Origin of the sequence: Phytobacter sp. V91, from assembly GCF_965644225.1 — a bacterium.
GTDB lineage: Bacteria > Pseudomonadota > Gammaproteobacteria > Enterobacterales > Enterobacteriaceae > CBFFRJ01.
Map to the genome: position 1 here is coordinate 25011 of NZ_CBFFRJ010000035.1, position 16426 is coordinate 41436.

Sequence of the window (16426 nt, forward strand, 5' to 3'; positions counted from 1 at the left end):
TATGTCCTCTTCAGTTTTACAGTTCTAATTCGCGTTGCAGCAGGCTGGCAAGTGACTGCGCTGAGTCAGCGTTGACCAGGGTGTTGCGGAATTCTTCGTGCATGATGCGACGAGCCAGGCGGGAGAAAATACGCATGTGCTGGTCGCCAGCGGCGTGTTTGTTTAGCGTCAGCATAATGATGAATTGTGCCTCCTCATCGCCCCAGCGTACCGGGGCTGGCAGGCGTGCAACGCTAATGGTTGATTGCTCAATATGTTCGGATTTGCTGTGGGGAATAGCAAAGCTAAAGCCCAGCCCGGTCGAAAAAACGGCTTCGCGAGCCCAGAGGTCCGCTTCGAGTTTGCGCGGATAGCGGCAGCGCCCGGCCAGCAATAAATTATCGGTCATCCCTTTAATGACTTCTTCTTTGCTACGCCAGTCGCTATCAAGCGTGATGCACTGGTTGGCGATTAGCGGGGCGTCCTGCTGAGTCATGCGGAACTGCGCAAGAAGATGTTCTACCTCCAGCGAGGTGCGGCAGGCCATTGCCTGATTGAGCAGTTGTCGACAGGCGCGGCTGTCGAGCTGCGCCATGCGCGCTTTGGTGGCGGGAATTGACGGCGCGCTCATGCTGATTTCGTCCAGACCAAGGCCGACCAGTAACGGCAGTACCGACCCTTTGGCTCCGAGTTCACCGCACAGGCCAATCCATTTACCCTGGCGATGTACGGCCTGAACGGCGTAGTCCAGCGCACGCAGGAAGGCGGGGTTCAGGCTGTTATAGTGGCGGGTTACTTTGGCGTTATCCCGGTCAACGGCAAGCAGGTACTGGGTCAGGTCATTGCTGCCAATGCTAAAGAAATCAATCTCTTCACAGCACTGATCGATGATGAACATCACTGACGGCACTTCCAGCATGATACCGAGCTGGATTTTCTCATCAAAAGGAACATGTTCATTACGCAGCTGCTGTTTGGCTTCCGCCAGCTTCTCTTTCACCCACAGAATTTCCTCCATTGAGGAGATCATCGGGATCATGATTTTCAGGCTGCCGTGGGCTGACGCGCGCAGGATCGACCGCAGTTGAGTGGTAAACAGCGTGGCATATTCTTCATAAATACGTACAGCGCGATAACCGAGGAACGGGTTAGCCTCGGCAGGGATATTCAGGTAATCCACGGGTTTGTCGCCGCCGATATCCATTGTACGCACGATAATGCTGCGTCCCTGAGCAGGCACCAGTGCCTGGCAAAAAATGTTGTACAACTCTTTCTCGTCCGGGGCGCTGGCTCGGTCCATATACAGCATTTCAGTGCGGAAAAGGCCGATGGCTTCTGCCCCATTACCAAAAGCTGCCTGCGCTTCCACTGAATGAGCAATGTTGGCGGCCACTTCCATGCGGATGTTGTCGGCCGTATATGCTTGCTGAGTGAGCCAGATACGTTGCTGATCCTGCAGGGCATCCTGCATCCGGGCTTCCTGGAGATAGTAGCGGTCAATGGCTTCATCAGGATCGACAATCACCGCACCTGCGTTACCGTCGATGTAGACTTTTTGCTGCAACCAGGGAGTTAATGCCTCGATTTCCACACCGACCAGCGTCGGGATATTAAATGAGCGCGCAAGAATAACCGTGTGCGACGTCGTTCCGCCGCTTCTCAGCAGCAAGCCTTTGAGCTGTGTTTTGTCCAGTTCGAGGAACTGGCTGGGGGTCAGTTCGTCAGCCATGCAGACTGCAGGTTGGGTCAGTTTGCCCGGCGCCGGGAAGCGTTGTTCGCCATAAATCTGCTGTAAAAGCTGGAAACAAACGTCGCGGACATCCAGCGCACGTTCTTGTAGATAGCTACTGCCTGAACGGGAAAACTCATCACAAAAGTGTCTGGCGCTTTCAATGATCGCTTCGGCGCAGCTTAAACCGCGGGAGATACCACTTAGTAAATGCTGGCGCAGTGAGGTGTCACTCGTCAGCGATCGGTGCGCTTCCAGAATGGCGCTGGTAGCGCCGTCGCTGTCGAGCAGCCGAAACTCAATATTCTTGATTAACCGCGCAAGTCCCTTATCCAGTGCAGATTGTTCGGATTCAACATCGTTGGCGGCGGGAAGTTCGCTGAGCGCATTGAGATCCAGCGAGCTGAGAAGCGTCAGAATCCCCCCGGCGCTGCCGTTGCTCACGGTGTGGGCGCGAAAAAGTTGTGGGTTAAGATGGGTGAGCGAAGCGGGAAGCGGCTCCAGTTCACTGCTGCCGATGTCGGCCAGTGGTGCATCGCAGTGGGGGAATTCATCGCGTATCCACAGGCTCAGGCGCTGGTGGGCAGCTTGTTCATCCGGGCCGGAGATGAGCAACTGGCAGCTATCACCCGCCAGCGTATCGGTGCCAATCAGTGCCAGCGCACTCCTGGCGTTTCCTTTACGGTCGGTACGCAGGTTATGCCATTCAATGTTTGAGCTAAAGGTATTGCACAGCGCTTCAACCTGGCTCGCCGGGCGAGCATGTACGCCATTCGGCAGCTCACAGATAAATTCTACAATCAGGGCCATTGCCTCTCTCCCATAACGGTTCTCTGACCACAGGATAAAAGGACGGTGTCAGATCGCGCCATGTGACAATTCTATCAAAAACTGGATAAATGTAATGTAAGCGTCAAAGTGAGACTTATCTCACAAGTCAATTTTTTTCCGCATAAATTCCTGGATTCTGCAAGTTATGAGTCCGATCGCATTTTTCTACTGACATTACAAAAATCCAGTAAATGGCCCTTTTATCCACTGTCTGCACCGCTTCGGATTGCCTATTGTTTCCCGCAACAACATTCTGGTTATGGGCACTTAGCTGCCCGGGAGCAACATATGAAAGAGCTGGTGCACATCCTGAAAAATACCCGTCAGCACTTGATGACCGGTGTTTCGCATATGATCCCCTTCGTGGTGGCTGGCGGTATTTTGCTGGCGGTATCCGTCATGCTGTATGGCAAAGGCGCCGTACCGGATGCTGCAACCGATCCTAACCTCAAGAAGCTGTTTGATATCGGCGTAGCGGGGCTCACGCTGATGGTGCCTTTCCTTGCGGCTTATATCGGTTATTCCATTGCCGAACGCTCCGCCCTGGCGCCCTGTGCGATTGGCGCATGGGTAGGAAACAGCTTCGGCGCGGGCTTTTTTGGTGCGCTGATTGCCGGGATTATCGGCGGCATCGTCGTTCATTATCTGAAGAAAATACCGGTGCATAAGGTGTTGCGCTCGGTCATGCCTATCTTCGTTATCCCTATCGTCGGCACCTTCATCACTGCAGGCATCATGATGTGGGGATTGGGTGAGCCGGTCGGTGCCTTAACCCAAAGTCTGACGCAATGGCTACAGGGTATGCAGCAGGGCAGCATTGTGATGCTGGCGGTGATCATGGGGCTCATGCTGGCCTTCGATATGGGGGGCCCAATTAACAAGGTCGCTTACGCGTTTATGCTGATTTGCGTGTCGCAAGGGGTGTACACCGTCGTGGCCATTGCTGCCGTGGGCATCTGCGTGCCACCTCTGGGTCTGGGACTGGCAACGCTGATGGGGCGCAAAAATTTCTCCTCTGAAGAGTGCGAGGCAGGCAAGGCAGCACTGGTTATGGGGTGCGTTGGCGTAACTGAAGGCGCGATCCCATTCGCTGCGGCGGATCCGCTGCGCGTGATCCCTTCCATTATGATCGGTTCCGTCTGCGGTACGGTCACGGCGGCGCTGCTGGGTGCGCAATGCTACGCCGGTTGGGGCGGGTTGATCGTGCTGCCAGTGGTTGAAGGCAAGATTGGTTATATCGCTGCGGTCGTTGTCGGCGCGGTGGTGACCGCAGTTTGCGTTAACGTGCTGAAAAGTCTGGCGCGTAAGAAAGTGTCTCAGGTCGGGGAGAAACAAGACGACCTGGATTTAGAGTTTGAAATGAATTAAGTGAGGAATAAGCCATGACCAAGATTATTGCAGTAACAGCATGTCCTTCTGGTGTTGCACATACCTATATGGCTGCTGAGGCACTGGAGAGTGCGGCCAAAGCAAAGGGTTGGGATGTAAAGGTTGAAACTCAGGGTTCGATTGGCCTGGAAAATGAGCTGACCATGGAAGATGTTGCCGGGGCGGATATGGTGATTCTGACCAAAGACATCGGTATCAAGTTTGAGGAGCGCTTCGCTGGCAAAACGATTGTCCGCGTCAATATCAGCGACGCCGTGAAGCGCGCGGATGTCATCATGAACAAAATTGACGCGCATCTGGCACAAACAGCTTAATCCCTTTCCCGCCCGCCCACTGGGCGGGCTTGCTTTTCAAGGATCTCCTCATGACGAATCGCATTCAACGCCTGAAAGCTGCTCTGTTTCAACATCCCCGTGAAATTTCGCTTGAGCGCGCGCGGCTTTATACCGCCAGCCATCAGCAAACGGAGGGTGAACCCGTCATTTTGCGCCGTGCAAAGGCGACGGCATATATCCTTGAAAAAGTAGAGATCTTGATTCGTGATGAGGAGCTAATTGCTGGAAACCGTACCGTGAAACCGCGTGCGGGCATTATGTCGCCGGAAATGGATCCTTACTGGCTGCTTAAAGAGTTAGAACAGTTCCCGGTGCGTCCTCAGGATCGCTTTGCTATCAGCGAGGAGGATAAGCGCCTTTATCGTGAAGAACTGTTTCCGTACTGGGAAAAACGCTCAATGAAGGACTTCATCAACGGTCAGGTGACGGATGAGGTTAAGGCTGCGGTCAGTACGCAGATTTTTAGTATCAACCAGACGGATAAAGGCCAGGGCCATATCATCATTGATTACCCCCACCTGCTGAACCATGGGCTGGGTGAGCTTGTGGTCCAGATGCAGGGGTACAGAGAGAAGGATCCCGCGAACCCATTTTATGCGGCGGCGCTTTTGCTGCTCGAGGCTTCGCAAAAACACATTTTGCGTTACGCCGCTCTTGCGCAGGAGATGGCCGAACATTGCCAGGATGAAAGCCGCTGTCAGGAGTTGCTCTCTATCGCTGCCAACTCGCGGCACAATGCCCTGCATAAACCACAGACCTTCTGGCAGGCGTGTCAGTTGTTCTGGTACATGAACATTATTCTGCAGTATGAATCGAATGCCAGCTCACTCTCGCTGGGGCGCTTCGACCAGTACATGCTGCCATTCTACCAGGCCTCGCTGACGCAGGGCGAGGACCCGGCGTTTTTACAAGAGATCCTTGAATCGCTTTGGGTGAAATGCAATGACATCGTTCTGCTGCGCTCCACCAGCAGTGCGCGCTATTTTGCCGGATTCCCGACAGGTTATACCGCGCTGCTCGGTGGCCTGACGGCGCACGGACGTAGCGCAGTGAACGTACTTTCATTCCTCTGTCTCGATGCTTATCAGTCCGTACAGCTACCCCAGCCCAATCTGGGGGTCCGCACCAATGCCCTCATCGATACGCCGTTTCTGATGAAAACGGCTCAGACGATTCGCCTGGGCACCGGTATTCCGCAGATCTTCAATGACGAAGTGGTGGTTCCTGCGTTCCTCAATCGGGGAGTATCGCTGGAGGATGCCCGTGATTACGCAGTAGTTGGCTGCGTGGAGTTGTCGATTCCCGGCAGAACTTACGGCTTGCATGATATCGCCATGTTTAATCTGCTGAAGGTCATGGAAATTAGCCTGTATGAGAATGAAGGCAACGATGCGCTGACGTATGACGACCTGTTGGCGCATATTCGCACTAAGATCAGCCACTACATCGCACTCATGGTGGAGGGGAGCAACATTTGCGATATTGGGCACCGCGACTGGGCGCCAGTACCGCTGCTCTCATCATTTATCAGCGACTGTCTGGCTAAAGGTTGCGACATTACCGATGGCGGCGTACGTTACAACTTCTCTGGCGTGCAGGGGATTGGCATTGCGAACCTCAGTGACTCCCTGCACGCGCTTAACGGACTGGTATTTGAGCAGCAGCGGCTCAGCTTCGATGAACTTCTGATGGTCTTAAAAGAGAATTTCGCCACGCCGGAAGGAGAAAAGGTTCGTGCAAGACTGATGAACCGCTTCGAAAAATACGGTAATGACATTGATGAAGTGGATAACATCAGCGCCGGACTGCTGCGTCACTACTGTAAAGAGGTGGAAAAATACCAGAATCCGCGCGGCGGGCAATTTACGCCGGGCTCGTATACCGTTTCGGCGCACGTGCCTTTGGGGGCTGTTGTGGGCGCGACGCCCGATGGTCGCTATTGTGGCGAGCAGCTGGCGGATGGCGGGCTGTCGCCGATGCTCGGACAGGATACGCAAGGGCCGACGGCGGTACTGAAGTCGGTCAGTAAACTGGATAATACGCTGCTTTCTAATGGCACTTTACTGAACGTGAAATTCACGCCTGCGACCCTTGAGGGAGATGCCGGGCTATGCAAATTAGCGGATTTTCTGCGGGCCTTTACTCAACTCAAGCTTCAACACATCCAGTTTAATGTTGTGAACGCCGATACGCTGCGGGAAGCCCAACAGTGTCCGCAAAATTTTGCCGGGCTGGTGGTGCGCGTGGCGGGCTACAGCGCCTTTTTTGTTGAGCTGTCGAAGGAAATCCAGGATGACATCATTCGCCGCACAGCGCATCAGCTGTGAGATAGTGGAGTCTGACGCCGGGGAGTGTGCGCGTATTTTCAATATTCAGCGTTATTCGCTGAATGACGGACAAGGGATCCGTACGGTCGTTTTTTTTAAAGGCTGCCCGCATACCTGCCCGTGGTGCGCCAACCCTGAGTCAATGTCACCCCGTATTGAAACGGTGCGCCGGGAGGGTAAATGCCTGCATTGTGCGCCCTGTTTACGGGATGTCGATGAGTGCCCGTCCGGCGCGTTTGAGCGGATTGGCCGTGACGTCACGCTGGATGAACTGGAATGTGAAGTCATGAAAGATGATGTCTTCTTTCGTACCTCCGGCGGCGGCGTCACGCTTTCCGGTGGCGAGGTGCTGATGCAGGCACCTTTCGCCACGCGATTCCTGCAGCGTCTGCGGCGCTGGGGCGTTCAGCGAGCAATCGAAACGGCGGGGGATGCTCCACCGGGCAGATTGCTTTCGTTGGCGAAAGAGTGTGATGAAGTGCTGTTTGATCTCAAAATTATGGATCCGGTTTTGGCCCATAAAGTGGTTAATATGAATCAGCCTCGTGTGCTGGATAATTTGCAGCTGCTGGTGAGAGAGAAAATCACTGTTATCCCCCGAATTCCGCTGATTCCGGGTTTCACGCTCAATAACGAAAATCTACAGCGTGCGCTAACATTGTTGTCATCGCTGGGCTTACAGCAGATCCACCTGTTGCCGTTTCATCAGTATGGTGCGCCTAAGTACCGCATGCTCGGGCAGCAGTGGTTAATGAAAGATGTTCCTGCACCCTCAGTGCAAGAGATGGCAAGGCTTCGCACTATGGCGGAGTGTGCCGGGTTCCAGGTAACCGTGGGAGGCTAATATGTCAGCTGCACCCGTCAAATATTTGGTCGCAGTGACCGCTTGCGTTAGTGGTGTGGCGCACACCTATATGGCCGCTGAACGGCTGGAAAAGCTCTGTCAGCTGGAAAACTGGAGCATTAAGATTGAAACCCAGGGGGCGCTGGGTACAGAGAATCGCCTGACGGAAGAAGATATCAGCCGTGCCGATGTCGTTTTGTTGATCACCGACATTGAGCTGGCGGGTGCGGAAAGATTTGCCCACAGCCGTTCCATCCAGTCAGGCATAAACCTCTTTTTGCGGGACCCTCAACGCGTGATGATTGCGGCGCGAAAGCTCCTTTCTGCCCCGCAACACACCCGACTTATTCTGGAATCGCCTTCTTTTCGGTGAGCTGGCTGTGATATTGCCGACGATATTCCGACGGTGAACGCTCGGTGTTTTTACGAAACAGGCGGCAGAAATAGTTGCTGTCCACGAACCCGCAGGTGTGCGCGACCTCTTTTACTTTCAGATCATAACCCTTAAGCAGCGCTTTAGCGTGCTCGAGCCGGGTGTGGTTGAGGTATTCGTTAAAGCCAATGGCGCCGGTTTTCTGGAAAAGGTGGGAAAGGTAGTTGGGGGAGATATAAAAAGACTGCGCCACGGATTCACGGGTCAGAGGCATAGCGTAATGTTCGTCGATATAGTCGCGAATGGCTTCGAAAAGCGCCTGACTTTTGGATGCGGTTTGAATCTGGCTGCCGAGCAGATCGTGGCAGTGACTCAGCAGGCTGGCCACAATCAAGCGGGCGGTTTGCTGCTCTTTGGGTTGCATCTGTATTTCATGCAGTGTTTGTAACAGGAAAGAGCCGATACGCGGACCACGGCGGGCAACGTGCTGTTTTGTCAGGTTATACAGCTCTTCGCCGTCCCAGCGTGTGACGCTAAATCCCAGTTGCTGCTTGCCAAACATGATGCTCAACGTGGTGGCGGGCGTGGACCATTGCGGGAAATTCCAGCTGCCTGCCGGGACATACAGAACGTCCTGCTCCACCATTAATGGCGTCTCTCCGGCGATACCCAGATCGTCCAGCACCCCCTCCAGCACAATCTCCAGACGAGGGAAATCTACCTGCAAGGCGAGTGACGGCGCGGGGCCGGTTGCGCCTGAGAAGCAGATCTGGCGCAGGGGCGTCGGGCCGCCAATCAGGCGAGAGAGAAGGTGGCTGACGTCGTAATTCATGGTTTCCTTTTCCTTGCACGCGAACCACATCACCTTAACTGGCGGCATAAAAAAAGGCCACATCTGGTGTGGCCTTTTGCTGAATGCCGGGAGAATTAGCCGGTATTACGCATACCTGCCGCCACACCAGCGATAGTGACCATCAGCGCCTGCTCAACGCGGCGATCCGGCTCTTTACCTTCCTCTTCCGCTTTACGCGAACGGTGCAGCAGTTCCGCCTGGAGCACATTCAGCGGATCGGTATAAATATTGCGCAACTGAATGGACTCGGCGATCCATGGCAAATCGGCCATCAGGTGCGAGTCGTTGGCGATAGCCAGTACCACGTTGATGTCGGCCTGGAGCAGCTTACGCAGCTCTGAACCCAGCGCCCACAGCTCCGGAGCAACCAGACGCTGGTCGTAGTAGTCCGCCAGCCACAGGTCTGCTTTCGAGAAGACCATTTCCAGCATACCCAGACGAGTAGAGAAGAACGGCCAGTCGCGACACATCGCTTCCAGATCGCTCTGTTTACCATCTTCCACCACTTTTTGCAGTGCAGCGCCCGCACCCAGCCAGGCCGGAAGCATCAGACGGTTCTGCGTCCAGGCGAAGATCCACGGAATGGCACGCAAGGACTCTACGCCACCGGTCGGTCGACGTTTAGCCGGACGGGAACCGAGCGGCAGTTTGCCTAACTCCTGCTCAGGGGTTGCCGAGCGGAAGTAAGGCACGAAGTCTTTGTTTTCACGCACGTAACCACGGTACATGTCGCAGGAGATGTCCGACAGCTCGTCCATGATATGACGCCAGCCATCTTTTGGCTCCGGCGGCGGCAGCAGGTTCGCTTCCAGAATGGCGCTGGTGTAGAGCGTCAGACTGCTGATGGTGACTTCCGGCAGACCGTATTTGAAGCGAATCATCTCGCCCTGTTCGGTCACGCGCAGACCCCCTTTCAGGCTGCCTGGCGGTTGGGAGAGCAGTGCGGCATGAGCCGGTGCGCCGCCACGACCAATCGAGCCGCCGCGTCCGTGGAACAGCGTCAGTTCGATACCCGCTTTTTCACAGGTTTTGATTAACGCGTCCTGAGCCTGATACTGCGCCCAGGAAGCCGCCATCACGCCTGCGTCTTTTGCGGAGTCGGAATAGCCAATCATCACCATCTGTTTGCCCTGGATAAAGCCGCGATACCAGTCGATGTTCAGCAACTGGGTCATCACGTCATCAGCATTGTTCAGGTCATCGAGGGTTTCAAACAGAGGCGCGACCGGCAGAGCATAGTCGATACCGGCTTCTTTGAGCAGCAGGTGCACACCCAGAACGTCGGACGGGGTCTTCGCCATGGAGATCACATAGGCGGCAACCGATCCTTTCGGCGCATCAACGATCGCTTTGCAGGTCCTGAGCACCTCGAGGGTTTCATTGCTCGGCTCCCAGTTACGCGGTAGCAGAGGACGCTTGGAGTTCAGCTCGCGGATCAGGAATGCCTGTTTGTCGGCTTCGGACCAGCTTTCATAATCACCGATACCCAGGTAACGGGTCAGTTCGCCCAGCGCTTCGGTGTGACGGGTGCTTTCCTGACGAACGTCAATACGCACCAGCGGCACGCCAAAACATTTCACGCGCCTAAGGGTATCGAGCAGTTCACCATTGGCGATGATGCCCATACCGCAGGCTTGCAGAGATTTGTAACAGGCGTAAAGCGGTTCCCACAGTTGTTCGTTCTGGCTCAGCAGACCTTCTGGTTTCGGCAATCGCTGGCCTTTCAGACGCGCTTCCAGCCAGGCCTGCGTTGCCATCAGCTGGCCGCGCAGTTTTTTCATCAGATAGCGATAGGGTTCCTGTGCGCCTTCGGCACCGGCCAGCTCGCGCAGTTCGTCCGTACACTCCACCATGGAGAGTTCGGAGATCAGCAACTGAATATCTTTCAGGAACAGATCGGTCGCTTTCCAGCGGCTCAGCAGCAGGACGTGACGGGTAATGTCTGCGGTAACGTTCGGGTTGCCGTCGCGGTCGCCGCCCATCCAGGAGGTAAAGCGGACCGGGACGAAATCGACTGGCAGTTTGTAATTCAGGTTCTCTTCGAGCTGTTCGTTGAGCTCGCGAAGATAGTTAGGCACGCCTTCCCACAGACTGTTTTCGACAACCGCAAAGCCCCATTTGGCTTCGTCGACCGGGCTCGGGCGATGTTTACGGATTTCATCGGTATGCCAGGACTGCGCGATAAGCTGGCGCAGGCGGCGCATCAGCTGATGGCGCTCATAGTCGGCGATATCGGTGTTATCCAGCTGCTTTAAGCAGTTGTTCACTTCCACCATTTTGTGGATAAGCGTACGGCGGGTGATCTCTGTCGGGTGGGCGGTCAGCACCAGCTCCAGCGACAGCGATTCAACGGCTTTCTTGATGTCCGCTTCGTTGAGATCGGGTTGGTCTTTCAGTTTACGCAGCGTACGAGCAATCACTTCCGGGTTGTTTGCGGCTTCGCCTTTCGGAGAAATGCTGTGGTATTGCTCGGCGGTATTGGCAAGATTCAGAAACTGGCTGAAGGCGCGAGCGACCGGCAGCAGTTCATCATTTGACAGGTTTTGCAGCGTATTGAGCAGTTCCTGTCGGTTAGCCTCATTACCAGCACGTGAAGATTTGGACAGCTTACGGATTGTTTCGACCCGTTCAAGAATGTGCTCTCCCAACGCATCCTTGATGGTATCCCCCAGCAGCTTGCCGAGCATACTGACATTACTACGCAAAGCGGAATATTGTTCGTTCATGTTAACCCAGACACCCCATCTCATTTTATTTTGTTATATCCACCGTCCTGCAACGTCAAACGGATAGATATCAGACACCGCCTTTTATAAAGCCACGTAAAACCCACGACGTCAATTGCTGCGAAATCGGTTCAGCAAACGAATAAATGGCGTGAATTTACGAAATTTAATTCGCTTTACGGCAGATAAGCATAGCTTATGGAATTGTGAACAAGGTCACTGCGTTTTCTCCTCACCCCGACGGCGATTTATCGGGGTGAAGAGGGCGTAAATCAGTGCCAGCAGAAGTGATGCACCACCTGCGTAATTAACTCGCGAGTGGGTTTAATAAAGCGCGTCTCAAGATATTCATCAGGCTGATGCGCCTGATTAATCGAACCAGGGCCTAACACCAGAGTCGGGCACAGGGTCTGAATAAACGGCGCTTCGGTGCAGTAGTTCACCACTTGTGTCTCCACGCCCAGCAGTTTTTCCACCACCTCGACCAGCTGATGGTCCGGCGGACATTCGTAACCCGGAATCGGCGGATGCAGTTCGGAGACGGTCAGACGACCCGGCCAGCGGCTGCTTACCGGCTCTAATGCCTCTTCAAGCAGGCCGTTCAGATCGTTAAGGGTCATGCCCGGCAGTGGACGAATGTCCATATGCAGTTCGCAGCAGGCGCAAATACGGTTGGAGGCATCGCCGCCGTTAATGTGACCGAGGTTCAACGTTGGGTACGGCACGGTGAAGGCGTCATAGTGATAACGCTCTTTCAGGTTATCGCGCAGATGCAAAATATGGCCGATGGCGTCATGCATCAGCTCGATAGCGTTGACGCCACGCGCCGGATCGCTGGAGTGACCCGACTGCCCAAGGATGCGGATGGCACTGGAGATATGACCTTTGTGGGCGCGCACGGGCTGAAGAGAGGTTGGCTCGCCGATAATGGCGCAATCCGGGCGAAGCTGCGTATTTTCTGCAAAGTAGCGTGCGCCTGCCATGCTGGTCTCTTCGTCAGCGGTGGCCAGCACGTAGAGCGGCTTTTTCAGCTTCGTCACATCAACATCACGCAGTGCATCAAGAATGAAGGCGAAGAAGCCTTTCATATCGGCAGTGCCCAGTCCGTAGAGCTTGTTGTCATGCTCGGTCAGGGTGAAAGGATCGCGCGTCCAGCGACCATCATCGAAGGGAACGGTATCGGTATGGCCGGTTAACAAAAGACCGCCGGCGCCCTCGCCGATACTGGCTAACAGGTTAAACTTGTTACGTGTGCCGGGGACAGGTTGCACTTCAACCCTGAACCCGAGGTCGCCAAACCATCCAGCCAGCAGATTGATTAAAGAAGCATTGCTTTGATCAAGGGCTTCTTCCGTTGCGCTGATGGACGGCGTGCCAATCAGGGCGCGGTAAATCTCGATAAATGGCGGCAAATTCATTTTCATTGTTGACATACCTGAGTTCGTGATAGTATCAATATTCATGCATTAATAGTGAATAAAAATACATTAATGTTGAGCGTAAAGGAACCCGTTCGGCGCCTTTACAGAGCGACGTGGGGATTGATGCCGAATCACTCCCTGGCAAACATGACGTACTAAGAAGGTAAACTGCCCCGATGTTGAACACGTTAATTGTGGGTGCCAGCGGCTACGCCGGCGCAGAGCTAGTGACCTATGTAAATCGCCATCCTCTTATGAACATAACCGCTTTGACGGTTTCAGCGCAAAGTAATGATGCAGGAAAATTAATCTCCGATTTACATCCGCAGTTGAAAGGCATTGTTGATCTGCCGCTCCAGGCCATGTCGGACATCAGCGAGTTTACTGATGGCGTGGATGTGGTGTTCCTGGCGACTGCGCATGAAGTGAGCCACGATCTGGCACCGCAGTTCCTGGCGGCAGGTTGCGTGGTGTTTGACCTGTCTGGTGCATTCCGTGTTAACGATCCCGCGTTCTATGAAAAATTCTACGGTTTCACGCATCAGCATCCTGAGCTCCTCGCCCAGGCGGTGTATGGCCTGGCTGAGTGGGCGACCGACGCGCTGAAAGAGGCGAATCTGATCGCGGTGCCGGGTTGTTACCCCACGGCGGCGCAGCTCTCGCTTAAACCGCTGATTGATGCCGGTGTGCTGGAACTGAACCAATGGCCGGTTATTAACGCGACCAGCGGTGTGAGCGGCGCAGGGCGTAAAGCCGCGCTCTCCAACAGCTTCTGCGAAGTCAGCCTGCAGCCCTACGGCGTGTTTAACCATCGCCACCATCCGGAGATCACCACTCACCTTGGTGCGCAGGTGATTTTCACCCCACATCTGGGTAACTTCGCGCGTGGCATTCTGGAAACCATCACCTGCCGCCTGAAGCCTGGCGTGACCCATGCGCAAATTGCCGGGATTTTCCAGCAGGCCTACGGCGACAAGCCGCTGGTGCGCCTGTATGAGAAAGGCGTTCCGGCACTGAAAAATGTGGTTGGGCTGCCGTTCTGCGATATTGGTTTCGCGGTGCAGGATGAACACCTGATCGTGGTCGCGACGGAAGATAACGTCTTGAAAGGCGCAGCGGCGCAGGCTGTGCAGTGTGCAAATATTCGTTTCGGCTATGCTGAAACCCAGTCTCTTATCTAATTGAGTGCAGGCGTGATGATGAACCCATTAATTATTAAACTCGGTGGCGTGCTGCTGGATAGTGAAGAAGCGCTGGAGCGTCTGTTTACCGCGCTGGTGAATTACCGTGAATCCCATCAGCGTCCGCTGGTGATTGTCCACGGCGGCGGCTGCGTGGTGGATGAGCTGATGAAACAGCTTAACCTGCCGGTGACCAAGAAAAATGGTCTGCGCGTCACCCCAGCCGATCAAATCGATATTATAACCGGCGCGCTGGCGGGTACCGCCAACAAAACGCTGCTGGCCTGGGCGAAGAAGCATAAGATTGCCTCCGTTGGTCTGTTCCTCGGCGACGGTGACAGCGTGAAAGTGACGCAACTGGACAAAGAGCTGGGCCATGTGGGCCAGGCGCTGCCAGGTTCACCGAAGCTGGTGACCTCTCTGCTCGATGGCGGTTTCCTGCCGGTTATCAGTTCTATTGGCGTCACCGACGATGGCCGCCTGATGAACGTTAACGCTGACCAGGCGGCTACGGCGCTGGCGGCAACCCTTGGCGCGGATTTGATTCTGCTCTCTGACGTGAGCGGTATTCTGGACGGCAAAGGTCAGCGTATCGCTGAAATGACAGCGGCCAAAGCAGAACAGCTGATTGCCCAGGGCATTATTACCGATGGCATGATTGTGAAAGTTAACGCCGCGCTGGATGCTGCCCGCGCGTTGAATCGCCCGGTGGATATTGCCTCCTGGCGTCATGCCGAGCAATTACCGGCGCTGTTTAACGGCACGCCTATCGGTACCCGTATTCTCGCATAAGATTTTTCCCTCACCCTTACCCTCTCCAGGAGGGCAAGGGGATAAAGAGGGACAACACTCAATAAATTTAAGGAAGCATGTTATGGCACTTTGGGGTGGGCGTTTTTCACAGGCTGCAGATCAACGGTTCAAACAGTTCAACGACTCTTTGCGCTTTGACTATCGCCTGGCGGAGCAGGATATCGTTGGCTCTGTGGCCTGGTCCAAAGCGCTGGTCACCGTTGGCGTGTTAACCAGCGATGAGCAGGTTCAGCTGGAAGAAGCACTGAACGTTTTGCTGCAAGAGGTTCAGGCGAACCCGCAGCAGATCCTCGAAAGCGATGCCGAAGATATTCATAGCTGGGTCGAAGGCAAGCTGATCGATAAAGTCGGCCAGTTGGGTAAAAAGCTGCACACCGGACGTAGCCGTAACGACCAGGTCGCGACCGACCTTAAACTGTGGTGCAAAGACACGGTGGTTGAACTGCTCGTTGCCTGCCGTCAGCTGCAAAGCGCGCTGGTGGAGACTGCAGAGAATAACCAGGATGCCGTGATGCCGGGTTACACCCATCTGCAACGTGCTCAGCCGGTGACGTTTGCCCACTGGTGCCTGGCCTATGTCGAAATGCTGGCGCGTGATGAAAGTCGTTTGCAGGATACCCTGAAACGTCTTGACGTCAGCCCGCTGGGTTGCGGCGCACTGGCGGGAACTGCCTATGAAATCGATCGTGAACAGCTGGCAGGCTGGCTGGGCTTCGCCTCCGCGACCCGCAACAGCCTCGACACCGTGTCGGATCGCGACCATGTGCTGGAGCTGCTCTCCGATGCTTCTATCAGCATGGTGCATCTGTCCCGTTTTGCCGAAGATCTGATTTTCTTCAACACCGGTGAAGCCGGGTTCGTGGAGCTTTCCGACCGTGTCACCTCCGGCTCTTCATTGATGCCGCAGAAGAAAAACCCGGATGCGCTGGAACTGATCCGTGGCAAATGCGGGCGTGTACAAGGCGCGCTGACCGGCATGATGATGACCCTGAAAGGCCTGCCGCTGGCGTATAACAAAGATATGCAGGAAGACAAAGAAGGGCTGTTCGACGCGCTTGATACCTGGCTGGACTGTTTGCATATGGCGGCGCTGGTGCTGGACGGCATTCAGGTGAAGCGTCCTCGTTGCCAGGAAGCGGCGCAGCAGGGTTATGCCAACGCCACTGAGCTTGCGGATTATCTGGTTGCGAAAGGCGTACCTTTCCGTGAAGCGCACCATATTGTGGGCGAAGCGGTGGTCGAAGCTATTCGTCAGGGGAAACCTCTGGAGGAGCTGGCGCTCGCTGATTTGCAGAAATTCAGTGCGGTTATCGCCGATGATGTCTACCCGATCCTGTCGCTGCAATCCTGTCTGGACAAGCGTGCAGCCAAAGGCGGCGTCTCCCCGCAGCAGGTTGCGCAGGCAATTGCTGAGGCGAAAAATCGTTTAGTTTGATCCTCTGAGGGCGGATGTTCTCTCCCACCGGGAGAGGGAGTAAACATTAAAAAAGGCAACCAGGGTTGCCTTTTGGCTCTATAACTTTGTGCGGTCTGATGCCCTCACCCCGACCCTCTCCCACGGGGCTGAGGAATCCCCAGAAAAAGTGAAAGGCACGATGAAGTGTGATCTACTGGTTGCGCTAACA

General features: G+C 54.9%; 12 protein-coding genes. 8 read left to right on the plus strand and 4 right to left on the minus strand.

Going from position 1 to position 16426, the window contains the following annotated elements:
• Positions 1–16 precede the first annotated feature (16 nt).
• A complete protein-coding gene (gene ptsP / locus ACSZO4_RS09440) occupies positions 17–2518 on the minus strand; it encodes a phosphoenolpyruvate--protein phosphotransferase (RefSeq protein WP_437888668.1) in 2502 nt (833 codons plus the stop codon).
• Between the two features lie 309 nt (positions 2519–2827).
• Here ptsP and ACSZO4_RS09445 point away from each other — a divergent pair, with 309 nt between their 5' ends.
• Genes ACSZO4_RS09445 through ACSZO4_RS09465 form a run of 5 tightly spaced genes read left to right on the plus strand, consistent with a single transcriptional unit; the run spans position 2828 to position 7807 of the window.
• Positions 2828–3907, plus strand: coding sequence for a PTS fructose transporter subunit EIIC (locus ACSZO4_RS09445; RefSeq protein ID WP_437888669.1), 1080 nt, complete (start codon positions 2828–2830; stop codon positions 3905–3907).
• 14 nt (positions 3908–3921) lie between these two features.
• On the plus strand, positions 3922–4242 hold the full coding sequence (locus tag ACSZO4_RS09450) for a PTS fructose-like transporter subunit IIB (protein WP_437888670.1): 321 nt from the start codon (positions 3922–3924) through the stop codon (positions 4240–4242).
• A gap of 50 nt (positions 4243–4292) precedes the next feature.
• Positions 4293–6590, plus strand: coding sequence for a formate C-acetyltransferase (locus ACSZO4_RS09455; RefSeq protein ID WP_437888671.1), 2298 nt, complete (start codon positions 4293–4295; stop codon positions 6588–6590).
• On the plus strand, positions 6556–7434 hold the full coding sequence (locus ACSZO4_RS09460; RefSeq protein WP_437888672.1) for a [formate-C-acetyltransferase]-activating enzyme: 879 nt from the start codon (positions 6556–6558) through the stop codon (positions 7432–7434). The genes ACSZO4_RS09455 and ACSZO4_RS09460 overlap by 35 nt, the downstream gene beginning before the upstream one ends.
• 1 nt (position 7435) lies before the next feature.
• A complete protein-coding gene (locus ACSZO4_RS09465) occupies positions 7436–7807 on the plus strand; it encodes a PTS fructose-like transporter subunit IIB (protein ID WP_437888673.1) in 372 nt (123 codons plus the stop codon).
• On the opposite strand, the gene ACSZO4_RS09470 is transcribed toward ACSZO4_RS09465, so the two are convergent.
• The 3 genes from ACSZO4_RS09470 to argE all read right to left on the minus strand — a co-directional run bounded on the left by ACSZO4_RS09470 (position 7779) and on the right by argE (position 12810).
• A complete protein-coding gene (locus ACSZO4_RS09470; protein WP_437888674.1) occupies positions 7779–8639 on the minus strand; it encodes an AraC family transcriptional regulator in 861 nt (286 codons plus the stop codon). The genes ACSZO4_RS09465 and ACSZO4_RS09470 overlap by 29 nt on opposite strands.
• Positions 8640–8734: 95 nt before the next feature.
• Complete coding sequence (gene ppc, locus ACSZO4_RS09475) at positions 8735–11386, minus strand: phosphoenolpyruvate carboxylase (RefSeq protein WP_437888675.1); 2652 nt, start codon at positions 11384–11386, stop codon at positions 8735–8737.
• Between the two features lie 272 nt (positions 11387–11658).
• Positions 11659–12810, minus strand: coding sequence for an acetylornithine deacetylase (argE, locus tag ACSZO4_RS09480; RefSeq protein ID WP_437888676.1), 1152 nt, complete (start codon positions 12808–12810; stop codon positions 11659–11661).
• A 173-nt stretch (positions 12811–12983) separates the two neighbouring features.
• Here argE and argC point away from each other — a divergent pair, with 173 nt between their 5' ends.
• The 3 genes from argC (at position 12984) to argH (ending at position 16236) form a co-directional block, all read left to right on the plus strand.
• Complete coding sequence (argC, locus tag ACSZO4_RS09485) at positions 12984–13988, plus strand: N-acetyl-gamma-glutamyl-phosphate reductase (RefSeq protein WP_437888677.1); 1005 nt, start codon at positions 12984–12986, stop codon at positions 13986–13988.
• Positions 13989–14003: 15 nt separating this feature from the next.
• Positions 14004–14780 carry an acetylglutamate kinase gene (argB, locus tag ACSZO4_RS09490; RefSeq protein WP_437888678.1) on the plus strand — a complete coding sequence of 259 codons (777 nt, stop codon included), beginning with the start codon at positions 14004–14006 and terminating at the stop codon, positions 14778–14780.
• Between the two features lie 82 nt (positions 14781–14862).
• The gene (argH, locus tag ACSZO4_RS09495; protein ID WP_437888679.1) at positions 14863–16236 is read left to right on the plus strand and encodes an argininosuccinate lyase; all 1374 of its coding nucleotides are present in this window, start codon (positions 14863–14865) and stop codon (positions 16234–16236) included.
• Positions 16237–16426 lie beyond the last annotated feature (190 nt).